The sequence below is a fragment of the Paenibacillus sp. FSL R7-0179 genome (genome assembly GCF_038002265.1).
Classification (GTDB): domain Bacteria; phylum Bacillota; class Bacilli; order Paenibacillales; family Paenibacillaceae; genus Paenibacillus_AQ.
Window position 1 is genome coordinate 42,146 of sequence record NZ_JBBOCC010000002.1, and the last position, 19,092, is coordinate 61,237.

Here is a 19,092-nt window from a genome sequence, read left to right on the forward strand (position 1 = left end):
GCAAATAATGCAACATTGCACTTCAGCCAGTAACATTTATGAAGAAATCCTGCAAGATGTGCAACATTGCTGCTCCTTATTTGAAATTGCCCGATTGATTGACAAGGAAATCACACAAGCTGTCATGAATGTTTCGCACATGCGCATTTTTTCACTAAGATCCCTGGACTATTGTGCTGTGTTTGTAGAATAAAAGGGAGAAAAAGCAGGGGATCTGTGAGACTATGGCGAATTTGTGAGAGGAGAAAGCGAGGAATAAGGAATGAAGAACAGGCTCCGCCAAAATCTGCAGTCGTTGCAAGACGCATACGCCTCCTTATGCGGATTGACAATTATTATTACCGATCAAGCGGATCAACGGATAACAGAGCCTTCCGGCTTGACCGAGATGGCATCCCTATTGTTCGGTTCTCCTTGTGCAACCGCTGAACATGCAATTGTGAACCTGCTGGAGAAGTTCAGGAATGCATCGAAAACTATTGTCTATGAAACCCGCTCGGGGCTAAAAATGCTGGTTACCTCCATAACGCTCAGCCAGCAAAGGCCCTATTATATTCTGACAGGCGTCTGGGTGGATGGTTGTACGAAGGAGCTGATTACCGCCAGGATTCATGAGACTGTTCTCCCGGAGAAATGGGCGGATTGGATTCAGGCGCTGGATAAGGTACCGGTATTGGATCAGGAGGGCGTCGCCAGGATCATTACGCAATTGGATATGCTGGCTGATACGGTGCTGGCGCTGCTTGAACGGGAGCAGGGGGGAGAATATTCTGCGTATGACCTGCAGCTTTTGAACCTGATCTATCTGCTGGACCCGGCAAGTCCCGAGTGGCTGCAAGGAATACTGGGCATTGTGGTACGCATTCTTGGAGTAGAATTTGCGGGCTATGCCATGAATGCTACAGACGGGGACCAATTCACGGTGGTGGAGACAACCGGGATGCCTAAGGATAACTCCCTGCAGGGGTCTTCTTTTTTTTATGGAGAAGGATTTCTGGGGCAGGTGGGGCTCTCCAAGCAAATGGGGTATTGGAGGAATGCTGACCGGGATATCCGGATTTCTTTTTTTGCTGCGCATGGGTTAAGGCCTAAGGTGTTAATCTGCTATCCTATCAAATACAAGGACAAGCTGTATGGATTATTGTATGCCGGAGATCCGGCCCGCCCGGAGCTGACGGAGGAGCAGGCGGATATGGGCATGCTGGTGGCCAATCAGCTCGCTGCTTCCATGTATCATATGGAGAGTGAAGCGCTCTATGAACGTCAAAGGAAGAGGCATGATACCTATAAAGAAATTGTCCAAGGGATTCTGGTTACTCAGGATAAGGAGAATTACCTGCAGCTGTTCATTGAGTTTTTCCAGCAGCAGCTCGGCAGTCCGTTCATGTGCTTGTTATTACATACGCCTGACGAAGCCGGACTGAGGAGCTATTCTTCCTCTTCCGCCCCGAATGAGCTGTATACCCTCTACGCTGAAGATGCTGAACAGATCTATTTCGCTGACGGGATACCGGGGTTCAATCTGCTGAGCAAGCCTATTCGCCGGGAATGGAAGAGCTGGCAGCTGGTAGAGCATCCAATGGTGTTTGAACAAAGGCTGCTGGGGCTATTTACGGTCCAATTCAGTGATGAGAGGCAGCGGCGGGAATATGAAACGATTCTTCATATGACCAATGTGCTGCTAGTGACCAAGCTGCTTGCCCAGCAGCCTCAGAACATGCCCTCCGGCACTGACTTCATGCGGCTGCTCCAGGATAATCTGCTGATGCAGCAGCCGGTAGTACATAACAGAGCTGCAGATATCCGAAGGCTTGCACAGGACTTGCTGGAGCCGCTAAATCACTCTGCGGAAGAGATAGAATGGATTGGCCAGGCTGCGCTCCTCGCTCCATATCCTATAGGGCTATTGATCAAATACCTGGGTGACATTCCTGCTGTATGTGTTCTGCGCCATATGCATTATTACCAGTCGGATTACAATGGGCATGAGGATATAGGAGAAAGTTCCCACCTGTATTTGGCGAAGGTCTTACTTTTGCTTACGAAGTACACGGAGCAGGGCGGCAGGCAATGGAAGGAAACACTTCCTATACCTGTACCCGAGCCGCTTATGCGTTCTTTTGAGCAACTGATAGCTCCTCCGGCGGTTGCAGCGCAGCAAGAGGGAAGCGCAGGTTTTACTGCCCGCGAAAGGGATATCCTCGATGGTCTGCTGACGGGCCTCAATAACAAGCAAATTGCGGAGAGGCTGTTTATCAGTACGCATACTGTCAAGAATCACATCACCAAGATCTACGAGAAGCTTGGTGTGCATAGCAGATCACAGGCCATCTCGCTAATGTATCAAGCTACGGGCAAAAAAGATTCTCTATAAAAGCAATGATTACGCAGCATGTAAGCGTACATTGCTTTTTTTGTGCGTAAAGGAAAGAAGGCCTGTAGAAAACAGGAAGATTATGTCGAAACATAGGAACCAGTGGCGATAGGCGCAGAGGCAATACGCTATACATAATAAGGGAAGCTTTGTAGACTCGACAAAATACATATTGAGGAGTGCTTCATTTGAAACTAAACATCCGCACCAAATTATTGGGAGGCTTTCTGGTTATTGTAGCGTTGCTTATATCTATCAGCGGGCTGTCGATTATGAAAATGGCGGGCATGAACAGTAACTCTCTACAGATGCAGAGCTACAACTTCCCCGCGCTCGTCAATGTTGCCGAGATTCGGACGGAACTGTACAAGCTGCGCGGTGACTTGTTCAAGCTTGTCCTCGAAACTGATGATGCGGTGAAGGAGGAGATTCAGGCAGTTATTAAAGCAGATCAGGACAAGATTGCTGACCGCATGAAGGTCTATGGAGAACTCGCGCTGAATGCGGATCAACGGGCTGCGTTAGAGAGCATTAAGCAGAGCGTGGATAACTACAACCAATTCGTACCCAAAGTCCATGAACTGCTGGATAAAGATCAGAATACGCAGGCTTACGGCGTCTTGAATGACGCACTGCCTGATCTGCAGAAGGCTCAGGATACCGCTGATCTGGCCGTCAGTAATGTCATCCAAGGCGCAGATGACCGGATTGATTCCACGGTTGCCAGCTTTAACTCCGGAAGATTGATGGTCCTGGTCATCTCCAGCATTGCCGCAATTGCAGCTGTTGTGCTCGGTGTCGTGATCTCGCAGGGCATCGTCGGTCCGGTATCCAAGCTGCTTGCTGCGATGGTCCGCATGGCAGGCGGTGACCTCAGAGAAGAGGTTGCGATCAAGAACCGGGATGAGTTCGGCCGGCTGGCCGCAGCAGCCAATGAGATGATTGCCAGCCTGCGTAAGCTGATTGGCGGGACTGTTGAAGCGGCGCAGAGTGTCGCGGCCTCCTCGGAGGAAATATCGGCAACGACCGAAGAAATTGCCAGCGGCAGCCAATCCCAGGCCCAGGCAGCGCAAAATATCAATCAGCTGGTTCAGGATCTGACCCGGGGCATCGATGAGGTGGCGAAGAATGCTGAGCATGCATCGGAGCTGTCCCTGCTGACGCGTCAGGGCGCTGAGGAGGGAAGCACTGCGGTAAGAGAATCCGGCCTCGGCATGAGCAATCTGTCGGAGAAGATGGAGCTGCTTGAGCAGGATTCCCAGAAGATCGGCGAGATTATCGAGGTCATTGATGAGATTGCCGAGCAGACCAATCTGCTGGCGCTCAATGCAGCGATTGAGGCAGCGCGTGCCGGTGAGCAGGGACGGGGCTTCGCCGTTGTCGCCGATGAGGTCCGTAAGCTGGCTGAACGGAGCAGTGAAGCGACTAAGCAGATTGCTCTGATCATCCGGGTGATGCAGAATAATACGGTTCTGAGTGTACAGGCAGTTAGTGAGGTATCGGCCCTGTCCGAGCGCACAGAGCGGCTGATCGACGGTATCGTTACCCGCGTCAATGAAACTACCCAGCAGATTACAGGCATTGCTGCGGCTTGTGAGGAACAGGCGGCGCAGACGAACGAGGTACTGCTGTCGATAGAATCCATTGCGGCCGGAAGCCAGGAATCCGCAGCAGCGGCTGAGGAGACGGCCTCCTCCTCGCAAATGCTCGCCTCCTTGGCCGATGAACTGAATAGCTCTGTCTCGGTGTTCAGATTGTAGAGGGGGGAGTAAGCTATGCTGGCTGCGCGAACGGAGCAGTACATCATATTCCGGCTGGTACAGGAGAAGCTGGCCATAGATATCCGGGAGATAAACGAGATTATCAAGATGGAGCCTATCACAGCCGTGCCTAACAGCAAGTCTTTTATTAAGGGCGTGATTAATTTACGCGGTAAAATTATACCGGTGGTCAGTCTGTGCAGGCGGTTTGGCCTGGCAGAATCCCCACCGGATACCCGGTCAAGGATCGTAGTGGTGCATTACCGGCAGGAGGCCATAGGGATTATGGTGGATTCCGTAGAGAAGGTGGCTTCCTTCCAGCAGGTGGAGCCTCCTCCGGAAGCTCATGAAGTGCAGGGCGTGCAGTACATGGACGGGATCGGTATGTGTGCTGAGGAGCTGATCAGCATTCTGAACATCGGGCGTCTGTTAAGTCACGGGTGAAGGCTAATACATGAAGGCTAACGCATGAAGGCTAACGCATGAAGGCTAACGCATGAAGGCGGGGAGGAGAACAGAGATGAGTGAGTTTCATAATATGATGTATTTGGGCGTTTTTCTGGATGAAATGGACGAGCAGCTGCGGTATTTGGATGAGGCCCTGCTCATGCTGGAGAGCAAAGGGTATCAGAATGACATTATTCAGAGGCTCTTCCGGGTCGCGCATACGCTTAAGGGCTCATCCGCGGTCATGGGGTTCAAGCAGCTTAACCGGCTGACGCATCAGATGGAGAGTGTGCTGGAGCTGCTCAGAGGCAGAAGGCTTGCCATAACCTCCGAATTATTGAACATTCTCTTTGCTTGCGTAGATTTCATTAAGGAGCTTCGTCAATCCATTCTAAGCGGTGCGCTGGAGGAAGGGGATACGACAGAGCTGCTGCACCGGTTAAAAGAGTTGCGGAAGACAGCAGCCGAGTCGCCCGCTCCTGCTGCAGAGGGGCTTCCGCATGGAGAAGCGGAAGCTGCGCCGGATATTATCTTCGATGATATCCGCAAAGAGCAGATTCAGGCGGCCATAGATCAAGGCTCTACGGCTATAGCGGTTCATATTCAGCTGGCTGCTGAGGAGCCGATGAAATATGTCCGTGCGAAGCTAGTAGAAGCCAAGCTGCGGGAAACGGGCGAGCTTGTTGCTACCTACCCCGAACTGGAAGCCATCGAGCGGGACGCACAGTTCTCCGGTACTGTAGCGTATATCCTGCTTACGCAGCAATCCCGGCAGGATGTGATGGCCTGTCTGCAGGAGATTTCACAGATTGAACTTATACATACAGAGCTTATTACTAATACGAATCAGGGCAGCTTCAACGAAGGAAAAGAGGCGCAAAAAAACAGCGGCTATGCTGCCCAGACGGTTCGTGTGGATGTAGAACGGCTTGAGGGGCTGCTGAATCTGGTAGGAGAGCTGATCATAGATAATACCCGCTTGCACAGTGTCCGTTCCCGATTAAGCGAGCAGTTCAAGAGCAACAGTGATGTTCATCTGCTTAACGATATCGCAGGGCATTTGAATATGGTTATCAGCGATCTTCAGGAGGGGATGATGAAGACCCGGATGCTGCCGATGGAGCATCTGTTCGGCCGTTTCCCCCGGATGATCCGGGATTTGGCGCAGAAGTCGGGCAAGGAGATCGAATTCATCATTGAGGGCAGTGAGACCGAGCTGGACCGCAGTCTCATTGAGGAGATTAGCGATCCTCTGATTCATATTCTGCGCAACGCGGTGGACCATGGGCTGGAGCCGCCGGAAGAACGTGCAGCTTCGGGCAAGCCGCGGAAAGGGACCATTACTCTGCGTGCAAGCCATCAGGGGAATATGATTGTAATTACGATATCCGATGACGGCAGGGGCATTGATACCGGCAAGGTCAAAGAAGCTGCTGTGCGCAGAGGCTACGTCACTGCCGAAGAAGCGAAGTTGATGACGGAAAAAGAGCTGGTGATGCTGATTTTCCGTTCAGGCATTTCAACAGCCCGTACGGTCACGGATTTATCCGGCCGCGGAGTAGGCATGGATATTGTCAAAGCACATATAGAGAAACTAAATGGCATCATAGATATTGAGACGGCTCTTCATCAGGGGAGTGTCTTCACGATCAAGGTCCCGTTGACCCTTGCCATCATTCGTTCCCTGCTGGTTAAGCTGGGAAGCAGTACCTTTGCCATTCCGCTGATTAATGTCATTGAAATCTTCAGAATGACGGCGGAGGATATTGTTACCGTTCAGGGACAGGAGGTCTGCCGGTTCCGCGATCAGGTGCTTCCGCTTGTCCGTCTGCACCGTATGCTGCAAGCGGAGGAAGAGGAGCCAGCGGTGAAAAGCCGGCTGTTCGTAGTCATCGTCGGCTTCGCGGATAAGCGGGTCTGTCTGGTGGTAGATGAGACGATCGGCAATCAAGAGATTGTCATCAAGTCACTAGGCAGTTACATAGGCAGCGTTCCTTACATCGCAGGCTCAACCATACTTGGCGACGGCCGTGTGGCCCATATCCTGGATATAGGTTCGATTGCAAGGGAAACAGGCTCAGCCTGCGATACACTTCTCCAAGAGAACATAGTTACAGCTGGGAATCAGGACAGTCAGAGCGAGAAATACATTACCTTCAAGCTGGAGAAGCTGGATTTCGGGATTCCGATCCGTCAAATGAAGGAGATTGTACCTGTTCCCGAGATTCATCCGCTGGTGTCCGCCCCGGCTCATGTCCTGGGGATGATCAATCTGCGCGGGCTGCTGTTCCCGGTCTATGATATACGGCCTAAGCTCGAAATGGACAGCGGCGAACGGACAGCCGGCTCCCGGATTCTGATCTGCGAGGTGTCGGGACAGGAGGTAGGGGTGTGGGTGGATCAGGTGTCGGCGGTGCAGCTCCTGCCAAGAGAGCATATGGATGAGGCGCCGGATCACATTCTCCAGAACCCGGAGGCACTGGATGCCGTCTATAAAGATAACCACCAGTTTATTCACTTGCTGAATCTGGAGAACCTGCTGGACTTGGAAGCTTGCGCCATCACCGGTCCCGGATTACATGACCCGGCACTGGTGTAATCTCGCTGAAGCCGGCCATGTGGCGGGACTGGCAGGGGATCGGCCGGGCGCTGGCGGTCATGAGGATATTACATAGATCAGTCTTGCCCTCTCCCGGAAGGACGAAGGTTCTGGTATATGGATACACTTCACAGAGTGTCGTATGGATGGCACTGATGAAGCGGTCATTGCCGCTGCGGCCCATCAGATTCATGATGATCTGGCCGTGTCCGTTCAGCTTGGCACGGGTAAGGCGGAAGAATTCCAGCGTGGTGAAGTGGGGCGGCGTCCCGGCAGCGGTGAAGGCATCGAGCAGGATGTAGTCATGGCCCTGGTCCGGCGCGGCTTCCAGCAGGCTGCGGCCGTCACCGATCAGGACGTTATCCTGCGTGTAGCCAAAGCGGGTTCTGCTGTATTCCACCACCTTCGCGTTCACCTCAGCCACGGTAAACTTCTTCTCGGCGAAGTAACCGGCAATCGTCCCAATCCCGTGTCCGATCAGGAAGACATGCTCGAAGTAAGGATTACCTGCCTCCATCAGATGGATCATCGCCCGGGGATACTCGAAGATCACCCGCCGCGGATGGTCCAGATCCAGTGCGCCCTGAACAGCTTCCCCTGAGAATTGCAGCACCCGGAACCGTCCGGTCTCGCCATATAGCTCGGTTGTATCGTAGACCTCGATGTTCTGAGAGTCGTGGTAAGTATGGGACGGTGCGTGCAAGCGGATCAGACTCCTTCTGCAGATGGGATTCGTTACAACCTTCATAGTAACATAAAAACATTAAGCAGCCGCAGGAAGGCCTTCCTGCGGCTGCTTGTAATTCTCAAAAGGTAAGAATGTATATGATATGCTTCACGCTTTAAAAGAACGGCATTGCCTTTTCCGCTTGGAGGCGGCTTAAGCTCACTTAATGCACCAGACTCTCAAGTTCCGGCTGCAGCTTATGCCGCAGGGCGTACAGCATGGCGGCACCGACCAGGAAGGCAGCGGCATCGGCAATGACCAGCGACCACACCACGCCATGGAAGCCGTTCATCCGGTTGGCGAAGAAGAGCACAGGAATCAGTGTGACCCCTTGAATAATCGACATTACGAACGCGGCTGTTCCCTGCGCGGTAGCCTGGAAGATCCCCATGAACAAGGTGGTCAGCCCTGAAATGAATAAGGACAAGAAGGTGACATGCAGAATGTAGCTGCCCATTTCAATCATTTGCGGGTCCCGGGTGAACAGACCAATCAGATGGTCGGAGATCAGATAGACTAGAATGCCGAATACGGCAGCCATGGCGGCCATCGCTTTCACCGTGAATCCGATGGTATGCTTCATGCGCAGCTTATCCGCTGTGAATGAGAAGGCAATGAGCGGCACGACTCCCTCACACAACCCCATCAGAATAAACTCAGGGAACTGCAGCAATCTTGAGGATATCCCGTAAGCGGCTACAGCCGAATCCCCATATTCGATCAGGAACAGGTTGAAGATCAGCGACATGGCTCCGAGAAAGACACTCATGATAAAGACCGGAACGCCGATTTTGAACACATTGCTGAGAATATCCTTGGTGGCCTTGAACCATTTGAAGGAGACGGTGAGGAATTGGCTTTTGTAGCCCATATGGAAGGCATAGTAGGCACTCGCAACCATGTTGGCAACAACTGTTGCCGATGCTACGCCAATTACACCCCAGTGGAGCACGAAGATGACAAAAGCATCGAGCAGGATATTAACCACCACGCTGAGCATCATACCGATCATAGACACGATGGCTGCACCCTCGGAGCGGACCATATTCTCCAGCGTAAAGAACAACACGACAAACGGCGCGCCAATCAGCATGACTGTGACATAATCCTTCGTGAATCCATAAGAATCCGGCGTTGCCCCCAGACTGTGAAGGATGGGGCCGATCAACGGCAGGCCCACGGCCATCACGAGGAGGCCAAGCAAGAGACTGCTGTAAAAGGCGAAGGAAGACACTTGCTTCACTTCGTCATATTTGTGCTCACCCAGCAGCCGCGAGATGTAGGTGCCGCTGCCGATGCCCACCAGATTGCCCAGCGCCATAATAATGGCGAACAGCGGCAAGGTCAGGGCGAGTGCGGTCAGCATGGCCGTATTGTGTAGAGTGCCCAGGAAATAGGCATTCAGAATCGAATAGATGACGTTCATAGAGGTGCCTAACATCATGGGCACGGCGAAATGGGCGACGGCTTTGGTGATAGGTGCTTTTTCAAAATAATAAAGGTTTTCGGTATCCATTAGGGATCACTTCTTTCACTGATTTTTGTTAATCTAACGGTGTTAGATTGAACCTTACAGTGTTAGATGATATCATGAACCTAAGAGACTGTAAAGCATAAACTTACACTGTTAGATAAAAGGGCGGATAGCGATGAAAAAAGCACAACCTCAAATCTCGGAGGACCGGATTCTGGAAGCTTCATGGGAGCTTCTTAAGGAAGGGGGAATCGAGAAATTCAGTATGCGGCGTCTGGCGGACCGGCTGGGCATTCAGGCTCCCTCGCTGTATTGGTATTTCAAGAGCAAGCAGAACCTCTACCAGCGGCTGGCCAACCACATCTCCAGAGTCATCCTGGAGGAGCACCACCCGGAGGGCGACTGGAAGGAGCAGCTGACAGAATTCGCGGTAACGGTACGGAGTGTGCTCAGCCGTTATTCCTGCTCCACACAGCTTATGATGATGACCCTGCCCCACGAGCCGGACATTATCCGGTTCAACAACCGGATGCTGCAATGCGTGGAATCCACGCCGCTTGAGGAAGCGCAGAAGGTGCAGGTGGTCACAACACTGGTGAATTTCGTGTTCTTCTTCGTGTTGGATGATTATGAGCATGAGCGCAATGTCGCTATGATGGCTAAGGAACAACAGGAGCCTCCGGGTGAGGAACTGCTTCGCCTGATGGAATCGATGAATGATAAGGAGGTCGGGTTGTTCCGCAGGATGTTCAAGAACGGACTGTTCGAGCTGCTGGGGACTGACGGGGCCTTTGAATTCGGACTGAGGCTGATTCTGCTCGGGACGGAGCAGGTGATTAAGGAGCATGAGGAGCAGCAGAAGCACAAATAAGTGCAGGGGAAGATAACAAAAATAACAAAGGGTACATTGGTGAGTGGGGCTTAATATTTAGGTAACATGTGGTAGAGAGGTTCAATGAAATATTTGTTTTGTTTGTATTGTAGCTGCTTTAAATATTGTTATTGCTAACGTTATTATAACAAAATATAATGAGGTTAGCTAAGCGCCGAAATGCGCAAAAACAGTATAGGAGGAACTATGAAACAACTACAAATCAACCTGTCGAACTGGGAATTCAGAGCCTGCGGAGATGAAGAATGGCTTACGGCTGTGGTACCGGGAACAGTGCATACGGATCTGCTGCGCAATGGCGTTATCGATCAGCCCTTCTATGGAACGAATGAACATGAGCTGCAATGGATTGATAAAAAGGACTGGGAATACAGAACCGGATTTGTACTAGAAGAGGCATGGCAGACCCTGGCGGTAACTGAGCTGGTGTTCTCGGGGCTGGATACGTATGCCGATGTGTATGTGAACGGGGTGCACACCTTGTCAGCAGACAATATGTTCCTGTCCTGGACTGTGAATGTGAAGGGGCTGCTGCGGGCAGGTGAGAATGAGCTCCGCATCGTCTTCCGCTCGGTGGTGACGGAGGATCTGCCGAAGCTGGCGGCGCTGGGCTACGCTCTGCCTGCACCGAATGACCAGTCTGAGTTAGGGGGGCTTCAGGAGCAGCGGATCAGTGTATTTGCCCGCAAAGCGCCGTATCATTACGGCTGGGACTGGGGCCCGCGGTTCCTGACCAGCGGGATCTGGCGGGAAGCTGTGCTGACGGGCCGTAACGTTGCGGCGATAGAGGATCTGTACATTCGCCAGCAGGTGGTGAATGAGCAGGAGGCCCGGCTGACGGCCGTGATTGAAGCGGATGCCCCGGAAGCTTGGAGCGGGATGCTGCGGGTAAGTGCCGAGGGGCAGGAATGGATGAAGGCGGTTACGCTCGCTGCGGGCAAGCAGACGATAGAGCTTGAGCTGGTGATTGACCGCCCACGCCTGTGGTGGTGCAACGGCCTGGGCACGCCGGAGCTGTATCATTTCCGTGCAGAGCTGCTGCAAGGGGCGGAGACTGTAGCGGTATCGGAGGTAACTACGGGACTTCGGGAAATTAAGCTGGTGCGTAAGCAGGATGCGCAGGGGGCGTCGTTTCATTTTGAGCTGAACGGGGTGCCGGTCTTCGCCAAGGGTGCCAATCATATCCCGAACGACAGCTTCATTACAGAGGTTACGGAAGAACGTTACCGCCATGAGATTGCCACAGCCGTGGCATCCAATATGAATATGCTGCGGGTGTGGGGCGGCGGATTCTATGAAGAAGAGGTGTTCTACCGGCTGTGTGATGAATACGGACTGCTGGTCTGGCAGGACTTCATGTTCGCCTGCAGCATGTACCCGGGGGATGAGGCATTCCTGGATAATGTCCGCGCAGAAGCGGTATATAATGTCCGCAGGTTGCGTAACCACCCGTCTATCGCGCTCTGGTGCGGGAACAATGAGATTGACTCAGCCTGGTCGCAGTATGAGGAGTACATGGGCTGGGGCTGGAAGGAGAAGCTGAATGCTGAGATCCGGGAGACTCTCTGGCGGGCTTACGAAGAGATTTTCCACCGGATTCTGCCGGAAGCCGTTGCTGCGAACCATCCGGGTATGGACTACTGGCCGTCCTCACCGCTGCGCGAGCTTACCGGCGGTCAGGATCAGCATGCCACGCGGATTAAGGGGGACGGGGATGTTCACTATTGGGGCGTCTGGCACGCCAAGGAGCCGTTCGAGAACTATAATCTCAAGGTAGGCCGCTTCATGAGCGAATACGGCTTCCAGTCCTTCCCGGAGCTGAAGTCGGTGCTGAGCTATGCAGAGGAAGAGGAGCTGGCGCTGGAATCGAAGGTCATGCTGGCTCATCAGAAGAACGGATCGGGCAATCAGCTGATTAAGGAGTATATGGATATGTATCTGCCGCAGCCGAAGGATTTCCGGGGCTTCCTGTACATGAGCCAGATGCTTCAGGCCGAGGCGATCCGCATGGCTATGGAGAGTCACCGCCGCAACAAGCCTTATTGCATGGGCACGCTGTATTGGCAGATGAATGACTGCTGGCCGGTAGCCTCCTGGGCGGGCATGGATTATTACGGGCGCTGGAAGGCGCTGCAATATACGGTGCGCCGCAGCTTCCAGGAGGTGCTGCTGTCTGTAGACAGCGCGGACGGGGAGAACGTCAAGGTCTATGGGGTGTCTGACCGGCGGGAAGCCTTGGACGGCGAACTGGTGCTGCGGCTGCATGACATCAGCGGCGTGCTGCTGCGTGAGTGGTCGCAGCCGGTAACCCTTGCTGCTGATTCGTCGGCTGTGGTCTTTACGCTGCCGCTGGCCGATGTGTTGGAGGGCCGCGAACTGGCCAGTGTGGTGCTGGTGGCTTCGCTGCTGGAGAGCGGGCAGGCGGTGGAGCAAGGGGCTGAGGCACGACAGGTGCTGGAGCCGGAGACACGGCAGGTATTGGAGCCGGAGACAAGGCAAGTGCTGGTGCGCAAGGAGCATTACTTCGCGGCGGCCAAGGATATTCCGCTGAGCAAGCCGGTCATTACGGTGACCGAGGTGCCGGGCAGCGGTGGCACCAGCTTCACGCTGAGCAGCGACGTGCTGGCACGGGGCGTGCATCTCACTGTAGAAGAAGAGGGCATTTTCTCTGATAATTACTTCGATCTGCTGCCGGGCGAACCGAAGATGGTGGAGTTCTCGCTTCGGGGTGGAGGCAGCGGCGGAGGGGCAGAATTCATCCCCGCAGCTCCGACCGGACTCGTAGTCCACTCGATGGCGGATTATATCTAATCACGAACTCTCACGCAGATGCAGACACCTCCGCAACGGTGGACTCGTCCGCAATGGTGATTCCGCCGCAACTGTGATTCAACCGCAACTGTGATTCCGCCGCAGCGGGGATTCACCCCTGGAGCCGTGGCTTCCCTCACCCACAGCCGGCCTTGCGGACTGACATGACCTTATTTGCTCATTAACTAACCTGATTTCTGTTCTTGCGGACTCAGAAGACCTTGTTGTCTTCAGGGTTGGCCGTTTCAAGTCGAAATCGTACGAATAAGGACCTCTGAGTCCGAATGATGGGCAAAAGTGGCTATTTAAGCCGAATAGCGGATTCTCAGTCCGCCATGGGCTGGGCATCATGCTTCGGTATTATGGGCATTATGATTCAGTAACATCAACCAAACAGCGGTCCTCCGATGACGGGGGACCGCTGTTTGGTGATTGTACAAGAAAGGATGGCCGTCTTCAGGCCGGTTCGATGAACATCTCACCCAGGATCTGGCGTGTGCGGTAAGATTGCCCGGGAAGCGCAGCAGCGGTGAAGGCCTCCACCTCATCCTGCCCGATATCGTACATGGCCTCGATCTCTCTGGAGAAGAGAAGATGTCCTTCAGCAAGCAGCTCCGGCATAGCCGGCAGAGCAGCAGGAGTAAGAGGCTCAGGGATAAGCTGCTGCAAGGCGTCCACGTAGTTTTGCAGGGTACGGGACCCGACGAGCTTGATGCCTTGGTTCTCTTCATTGATCATGACAAGGGTCGGGAAGCCGCGTACGCCGAGCTGGGCCACCTTCTGGAAATCCTCTTCCAGCAGCTCCTGTGCCGCTTCCAGTCCTGCTGCTTGAACGATCTCATCGCCGGGTAACCCCAGACTATCCACAATATCCGTGAGCACCTCGTCTTCCCCGATATTCCTGTTGAAGACGAAGACGGCTTCTCTGGCGCTCCGCAAGTAGGCCAGCTCCTTCCCCGGATGTCTCTGCTGGATAACCTTGAATACTCTGGAGGGCGGATAAGAGGACATGACCGGATTGTTCAGCCACAGGCTACCGTCAATGGGCATGCGGTAATGCGCTCCGACTTCCTTCCAGTGCCCCGCTACATCGGCTGGCTGCTGTATTCCATTCGCCTTGTCAGCGAAGCCATTCCACCCGGCTAATAATCCGCCCATCAGAGGCTGCAGATGAAAGTACTTGCCATATTGCTGAATAAACCGGTTCAGGGTAGGCTCAATCGCCCAGCAATGTGAACAGATCGGATCAGTCGCATAATAGAGAGTAACTTTGGGCTGCGGCTGCGGATTGAAATCTATAATTTGGGTATGTTCATCCTCCTCGCCGACACCACATACACCAGTCTTCAGATCACAGATCATAGGATTTGTATTCATAGCTGTTTACCTCACTTTCTTTTGTAGTATGATTATAATATCTGGAAGCAGACTAACAAGTACTATTGTTTTTAATACCTGGTATATAAAATATACTAATGGAGGAATCCTCATGCAATATGAAGTGGATTTAACGCAGATGTGCCCCGCTACCTTTGCCTTTCATGTTATCAGCGGGAAGTGGAATCTGCCTATTCTGGCTTTGCTGAGCGAAGGCGGGCCGATCCGGTATAACGAACTAAAAAGAAGGCTCAACGGCATCACAGGAACAACGTTAACGAACTGTCTCAAGGATCTCATCGACCACGGGATCATCCACCGGGAGCAATATCATGAGGTGCCTCCGCGCGTCGAGTATTCCCTGACCCCCTCCGGGCAGGAATTGGTTCCGTTAATTGAAGAGATCGTGGCTTGGGGAGCCAAAAACATCCATGTGCCGGGCGCAGGGAAGGGATAGGAATATTTTCCCCGTGAATCTGTTCCCTCCGGTTGACTTGCGTATGACCCGCCCCTATGATGATAAATAATATGTAACATTAACGCTCGCACAAAGCTCGCACACAGAGGAGAGAAACAGCATGGCTATGGAGATTGAACGCAAATTCCTGCTGCCGGAATACCCGGAGCGGCTGATTGAAGAGGGACAGCTGAAGGTGCTGACCCGTCACAGTATTGACCAGACCTATCTTGCGATTGAAGACGGGCAGGAGCTGCGGGTGCGGAAGATCACGGATCTGGACACGGGTGAGGTAACTTACACGCATACGTTCAAGGATGGCAAGGGCATCAGCCGCCAGGAGATTGAATATTTCATTTCCGCAGGCTTGTATAACCAGATGATTGAGGCTGTGAAGGCGATCCCGCTGGTCAAAACCCGCATTACAGGCGTATGGAACGGTACAACGGTGGAGATTGATCTCTACACCCAGCTGGAGCTTACGGTGCTTGAGGTTGAGTTCGATTCTTTGGAGGAGGCTGAAGGCTTCGCTGCCCCGGAATGGTTCGGCCTGGATGTGAGCACAGAGAAGAAGTACAGCAACAAAACCGTCTGGAAAGAGCTTCAGGGCAAATAGCCCCAGTGAGCCTTAATCTTATAGAATCAGCGGACTTTAACGCGTAAACGTGGTACTATGTACAGTAAATAAAGAGGGGTTCAGGAGGATGAGACGGGTATGGAGTATATAAGCACAAGAGGCAAGGTAGCGGCCAGAGGCTTTATTGATACAGTTCTGATGGGGCTGGCGGATGACGGCGGACTCATGGTGCCGGCTGAGATTCCGGTGATTTCCCCGGAGAAGCTGGAGGAATGGAGAAGCCTGAGCTTTCAGGAGCTGTTCCTTGAGATTTTCTCCTACTATACCAATGACGAAATTCCTTATGACGATCTGCGCTCAATGGTCTACACCAGCTATGGCAGCTTCCGGGCTCCGGAAGTCACGCCGCTGCACAAGGTGAACGATTCTCTATATGTGCTGGAGCTGTTCCATGGGCCGACGTTTGCCTTCAAGGATGTGGCGCTGCAGTTCATGGGCGAGCTGTATTCTTATATTGCCAAGGTGCGCGGAGAGATCATCCATATTCTGGGGGCTACCTCCGGCGATACCGGAGCGGCTGCGATTCAAGGAGTGCGCGGCAAGGAAGGCATCAAGATCTGCATCCTTCATCCCCATGGCAAGGTCAGCAAGGTGCAGGAGCTGCAAATGACCACCGTAGATGACAGCAACGTGCTGAACCTGTCTGTAGAGGGCAATTTCGACGACTGCCAGAAGATTATCAAGGAGCTGTTCGCCGACCTCGACTTCAAGGGACGGTATCACCTGCGGGCGATTAATTCCATCAACTTCGTGCGCATTCTGGCGCAGACGGTCTATTATTTCCATGCTTATCTGCAGCTTCCGGGAAGCGATCAGCAGAAGGTCAATATCAGCGTGCCTTCGGGTAACTTCGGCAATATTTTCTCAGGCTTCCTGGCGCAGCGGATGGGTCTGCCGATCCACAAGCTGATCATTGCCACCAACGAGAACAACATTCTTGAACGGTTCGTGGTTACCGGTGAATACAAGCCGGGCAGCTTCACGGGCACCTACAGCCCATCGATGGATATCCAGGTAGCGAGCAACTTCGAACGCTATCTGTATTATCTGCTGGATGAGGATGCAGAGAGGCTGTCCGGGTACATGGCAGCCCTGCAGAGCGAGGGCGTAATTAAGGTGGATGGCGAGCTGCTGGCCCGGGTGCAGGCCGATTTCTCCGCGCTGGGCGTGAAAAATGCACAGTGTCTGGAGATTATCAGCAAGTACCAGCAGGAATCCGGCTATCTGCTCGACCCGCATACGGCTTGTGGCGTAGCCGCGTACGAGAAGTTCAGTGCCCCGGATGAGGTAAGCATTGCTTACGCTACAGCGCATCCGGCGAAGTTCGATGAGGCGATTGCCTTGACCGGCATCAGGCAGGAGTTCCCGGCCCAGATCTCGGCGCTGTTCGAGCAGCCGCAGCATCAGGTCGTGGTCGATCATGATAAGGCGGAGATTGTGCGCCAGCTTGTGGCTTTTTACGGTTAAAATAGTGCGCGTGTCCAGTGGGCCACGCGCAGGTTGAAGACAGCCCCCGCCGGGATGAGCGGGGGCTGTTTGGTGTGGCTGGTATTGTGGGACACTGGATAGTGTGGGAGTGTTGTTCGCTAGTAGCTCGTATTGTAGGGACACTGGTTAGTGCGCGCATTGTTCGTTGTAGCTGGTATTGTGGGACACTGAATAGTATGTGCGATGTCCGCTGTAGCTGGTATTGTGGGACACTGGTTAGTGCGCGCATTGTTCGCTAGTAGCGGATCAGAGGTGGATTTGTGAGAAGGGCGTTAACTAATTGCTTACCAGTGTGCTAATTGCCTAATTGCCTAACTGCCTGGTGCGCGAACCTGCTTCCACCAGTCGGTGATTGCATTATGTGCAATAGAAAGTCCCCGAAACACCTCTAAAAAAGATTCTATTGTATTTGATACAGCAGATTTATGGGGGAAGGCCTGTTACAGGCTCAAATTACAAATTCTGTTGTACGAAATACAGCAGAATAGAAAAATGGGAGCTTTACACCGGATTCTATTGTACGAAGTACAATTGCTGGCTAATTTGTGGGAAATATAAGGCTAGGTTGGAGTAGAATGGCTCAGTGGGAGTTAATGCAAGGCTAGGTTGGAGTAGAATGGCTCAATGGGAGTTAATGCAAGGCTAGATTTGAGTTGAACGGCTCCACTGCGGGGTATGATTCTGCCTGGGGTTAATGCATAGCCCATAGAAGGCAATGGCTGAATGAATGGCCTCATGCTCCGAGAGGCGTTGGACAAATGAAGGGAATTCTGTGCGGATGCTCAGGTGCTTTTTTTCACAAGCGAAATCTAGCGGAATTTGTCGGAAATTACGGTATATAAGTGGACATACCTATCATGGAATGAGAAAATAGCAGTTATAGCTGACATTTCAAGTGGAAACGGCTTTGCCGTCCTTTCGGAGGACGTTTATCGTTTCGGCGGGAAATAGAAGGATAATGTATAACGTGATGCATATAAATTTTTATATTTTAAAAAAGGACGGGATCATTCATGACTATTCGTTTCGGGGTTGTAGGGACTAACTGGATTACAGACCGCTTTGTGCAGGCGGGACTTGAGAATGAGGAGTTTCTGCTTACGGCCGTGTATTCCCGCACAGAGGAGAAGGGACAGGCTTTTGCCGCCAAGTATGCCGGGGCTTCGATCTATACGGATCTGGAGGCGATGGTATCAAGTGCAGAGGTGGACGCGGTCTATATCGCCAGCCCCAACTCGATGCATGCGGAGCATTCATTGATCTGTCTGAATCACGGCAAGCATGTCCTCTGTGAGAAGCCGGCGGCCTCCAACAGCCGTGAGCTGAAGACGATGATCGAAGCGGCGCGCCGCAATGATGTGCTGTTCATGGAAGCCATGAAATCCACGTTCATGCCGAATTTTGGCGTGATCCGGGATAATTTATATAAGCTGGGTCAAGTCCGGCGCTACTTCGCAGGTTATTGTCAATACTCATCGAGGTATGATGCTTACCGCCAGGGGACGGTGCTGAACGCATTCAATCCTCGATATTCCAACGGCTCTCTGATGGATCTGGGCATCTACTGCCTGTATCCGATGGTGGTCTTGTTCGGCAAGCCGGATACAGTGAAGGCGGCAGGCCTGATGCTCGCTTCGGGTGTGGACGGCGAAGGCAGCATGGTGATGCGCTACCCCGACATGGGGGCGGTCATTATGCATTCCAAGATTGCGGACTCCTACCTGCCTGCCGAGATTCAGGGAGAGAACGCAACAATGGTTATCGACAAGATTAACCAGCCCTATCAGGTCAAAATCCACTACCGCGACGGAACCGTCGAGGAGCTTACGCTCCCGCAGGTGTATGAGGCAATGTACTATGAGGTTGAGGAGTTCATTCATCTGCTGAAGAGCGGGCAGCGGGAGAGCGCGACCAACAGCCATGCCAATTCCCTCGCGGTAGCAGAGCTGATGGAAGAGGCGAGAGCCCAGATCGGCCTTCGTTACACTTCGGATCTCTAGCATAACGGGCAGTCTGGCCTGCAATATATATTGAAATGGGGAGCGGAAC

13 protein-coding genes are annotated in these 19,092 nt (G+C 52.9%); 10 read left to right on the forward strand and 3 right to left on the reverse strand.

The features are described 5' to 3' along the window. Window positions 1-262: 262 nt before the first annotated feature. The 4 genes from MKX63_RS17020 (at window position 263) to MKX63_RS17035 (ending at window position 7,180) form a co-directional block, all read left to right on the forward strand. Entirely contained in the window at window positions 263-2,374 is a 2,112-nt protein-coding gene (locus MKX63_RS17020) for a LuxR C-terminal-related transcriptional regulator (protein ID WP_341018751.1), read from the forward strand. 188 nt (window positions 2,375-2,562) lie between these two features. After that, the gene (locus tag MKX63_RS17025) at window positions 2,563-4,134 is read left to right on the forward strand and encodes a methyl-accepting chemotaxis protein (protein WP_341018752.1); all 1,572 of its coding nucleotides are present in this window, start codon (window positions 2,563-2,565) and stop codon (window positions 4,132-4,134) included. Between the two features lie 15 nt (window positions 4,135-4,149). Beyond that, window positions 4,150-4,578 carry a chemotaxis protein CheW gene (locus tag MKX63_RS17030; RefSeq protein WP_341018754.1) on the forward strand — a complete coding sequence of 143 codons (429 nt, stop codon included), beginning with the start codon at window positions 4,150-4,152 and terminating at the stop codon, window positions 4,576-4,578. A gap of 76 nt (window positions 4,579-4,654) precedes the next feature. Continuing rightward, a complete protein-coding gene (locus MKX63_RS17035) occupies window positions 4,655-7,180 on the forward strand; it encodes a chemotaxis protein CheW (protein WP_341018756.1) in 2,526 nt (841 codons plus the stop codon). Here MKX63_RS17035 and MKX63_RS17040 read toward each other — a convergent pair. Further along, window positions 7,143-7,928: a spermidine synthase gene (locus tag MKX63_RS17040; RefSeq protein WP_341018758.1), complete on the reverse strand. Its 786-nt coding sequence runs from the start codon at window positions 7,926-7,928 to the stop codon at window positions 7,143-7,145. The genes MKX63_RS17035 and MKX63_RS17040 overlap by 38 nt on opposite strands. Window positions 7,929-8,070: 142 nt before the next feature. Next, complete coding sequence (locus MKX63_RS17045) at window positions 8,071-9,423, reverse strand: MATE family efflux transporter (RefSeq protein ID WP_341018760.1); 1,353 nt, start codon at window positions 9,421-9,423, stop codon at window positions 8,071-8,073. A 133-nt stretch (window positions 9,424-9,556) separates the two neighbouring features. Between MKX63_RS17045 and MKX63_RS17050 the strand changes: the two genes are divergently transcribed. Further along, complete coding sequence (locus MKX63_RS17050) at window positions 9,557-10,252, forward strand: TetR/AcrR family transcriptional regulator (protein ID WP_341018762.1); 696 nt, start codon at window positions 9,557-9,559, stop codon at window positions 10,250-10,252. A 207-nt stretch (window positions 10,253-10,459) separates the two neighbouring features. Continuing rightward, window positions 10,460-13,084, forward strand: coding sequence for a beta-mannosidase (locus MKX63_RS17055; protein WP_341018764.1), 2,625 nt, complete (start codon window positions 10,460-10,462; stop codon window positions 13,082-13,084). Between the two features lie 456 nt (window positions 13,085-13,540). Here the strand turns inward: MKX63_RS17055 and MKX63_RS17060 are convergent, their stop codons facing one another. Then, complete coding sequence (locus MKX63_RS17060) at window positions 13,541-14,461, reverse strand: DsbA family protein (protein ID WP_341018765.1); 921 nt, start codon at window positions 14,459-14,461, stop codon at window positions 13,541-13,543. Between the two features lie 112 nt (window positions 14,462-14,573). Here MKX63_RS17060 and MKX63_RS17065 point away from each other — a divergent pair, with 112 nt between their 5' ends. The 4 genes from MKX63_RS17065 to MKX63_RS17080 all read left to right on the forward strand — a co-directional run bounded on the left by MKX63_RS17065 (window position 14,574) and on the right by MKX63_RS17080 (window position 19,043). Further along, window positions 14,574-14,918 carry a winged helix-turn-helix transcriptional regulator gene (locus MKX63_RS17065; protein WP_341018766.1) on the forward strand — a complete coding sequence of 115 codons (345 nt, stop codon included), beginning with the start codon at window positions 14,574-14,576 and terminating at the stop codon, window positions 14,916-14,918. A 121-nt stretch (window positions 14,919-15,039) separates the two neighbouring features. Continuing rightward, complete coding sequence (locus MKX63_RS17070) at window positions 15,040-15,534, forward strand: CYTH domain-containing protein (RefSeq protein ID WP_341018767.1); 495 nt, start codon at window positions 15,040-15,042, stop codon at window positions 15,532-15,534. Window positions 15,535-15,633: 99 nt separating this feature from the next. After that, complete coding sequence (thrC, locus tag MKX63_RS17075) at window positions 15,634-17,022, forward strand: threonine synthase (protein WP_341018768.1); 1,389 nt, start codon at window positions 15,634-15,636, stop codon at window positions 17,020-17,022. Window positions 17,023-18,056: 1,034 nt separating this feature from the next. Continuing rightward, on the forward strand, window positions 18,057-19,043 hold the full coding sequence (locus tag MKX63_RS17080) for a Gfo/Idh/MocA family protein (RefSeq protein ID WP_341018769.1): 987 nt from the start codon (window positions 18,057-18,059) through the stop codon (window positions 19,041-19,043). Window positions 19,044-19,092 lie beyond the last annotated feature (49 nt).

Bases quoted from the DNA above. Each gene is read 5' to 3' on its own strand.
- MKX63_RS17040 (WP_341018758.1), bottom strand. From the start codon at position 7,928: ATGAAGGTTGTAACGAATCCCATCTGCAGAAGGAGTCTGATCCGCTTG.
- MKX63_RS17045 (WP_341018760.1), bottom strand. From the start codon at position 9,423: ATGGATACCGAAAACCTTTATTATTTTGAAAAAGCACCTATCACCAAA.
- MKX63_RS17080 (WP_341018769.1), top strand. From the start codon at position 18,057: ATGACTATTCGTTTCGGGGTTGTAGGGACTAACTGGATTACAGACCGC.
- MKX63_RS17050 (WP_341018762.1), top strand. From the start codon at position 9,557: ATGAAAAAAGCACAACCTCAAATCTCGGAGGACCGGATTCTGGAAGCT.
- MKX63_RS17035 (WP_341018756.1), top strand. From the start codon at position 4,655: ATGAGTGAGTTTCATAATATGATGTATTTGGGCGTTTTTCTGGATGAA.
- MKX63_RS17070 (WP_341018767.1), top strand. From the start codon at position 15,040: ATGGCTATGGAGATTGAACGCAAATTCCTGCTGCCGGAATACCCGGAG.
- MKX63_RS17060 (WP_341018765.1), bottom strand. From the start codon at position 14,461: ATGAATACAAATCCTATGATCTGTGATCTGAAGACTGGTGTATGTGGT.
- thrC (WP_341018768.1), top strand. From the start codon at position 15,634: ATGGAGTATATAAGCACAAGAGGCAAGGTAGCGGCCAGAGGCTTTATT.
- MKX63_RS17065 (WP_341018766.1), top strand. From the start codon at position 14,574: ATGCAATATGAAGTGGATTTAACGCAGATGTGCCCCGCTACCTTTGCC.
- MKX63_RS17055 (WP_341018764.1), top strand. From the start codon at position 10,460: ATGAAACAACTACAAATCAACCTGTCGAACTGGGAATTCAGAGCCTGC.
- MKX63_RS17030 (WP_341018754.1), top strand. From the start codon at position 4,150: ATGCTGGCTGCGCGAACGGAGCAGTACATCATATTCCGGCTGGTACAG.
- MKX63_RS17020 (WP_341018751.1), top strand. From the start codon at position 263: ATGAAGAACAGGCTCCGCCAAAATCTGCAGTCGTTGCAAGACGCATAC.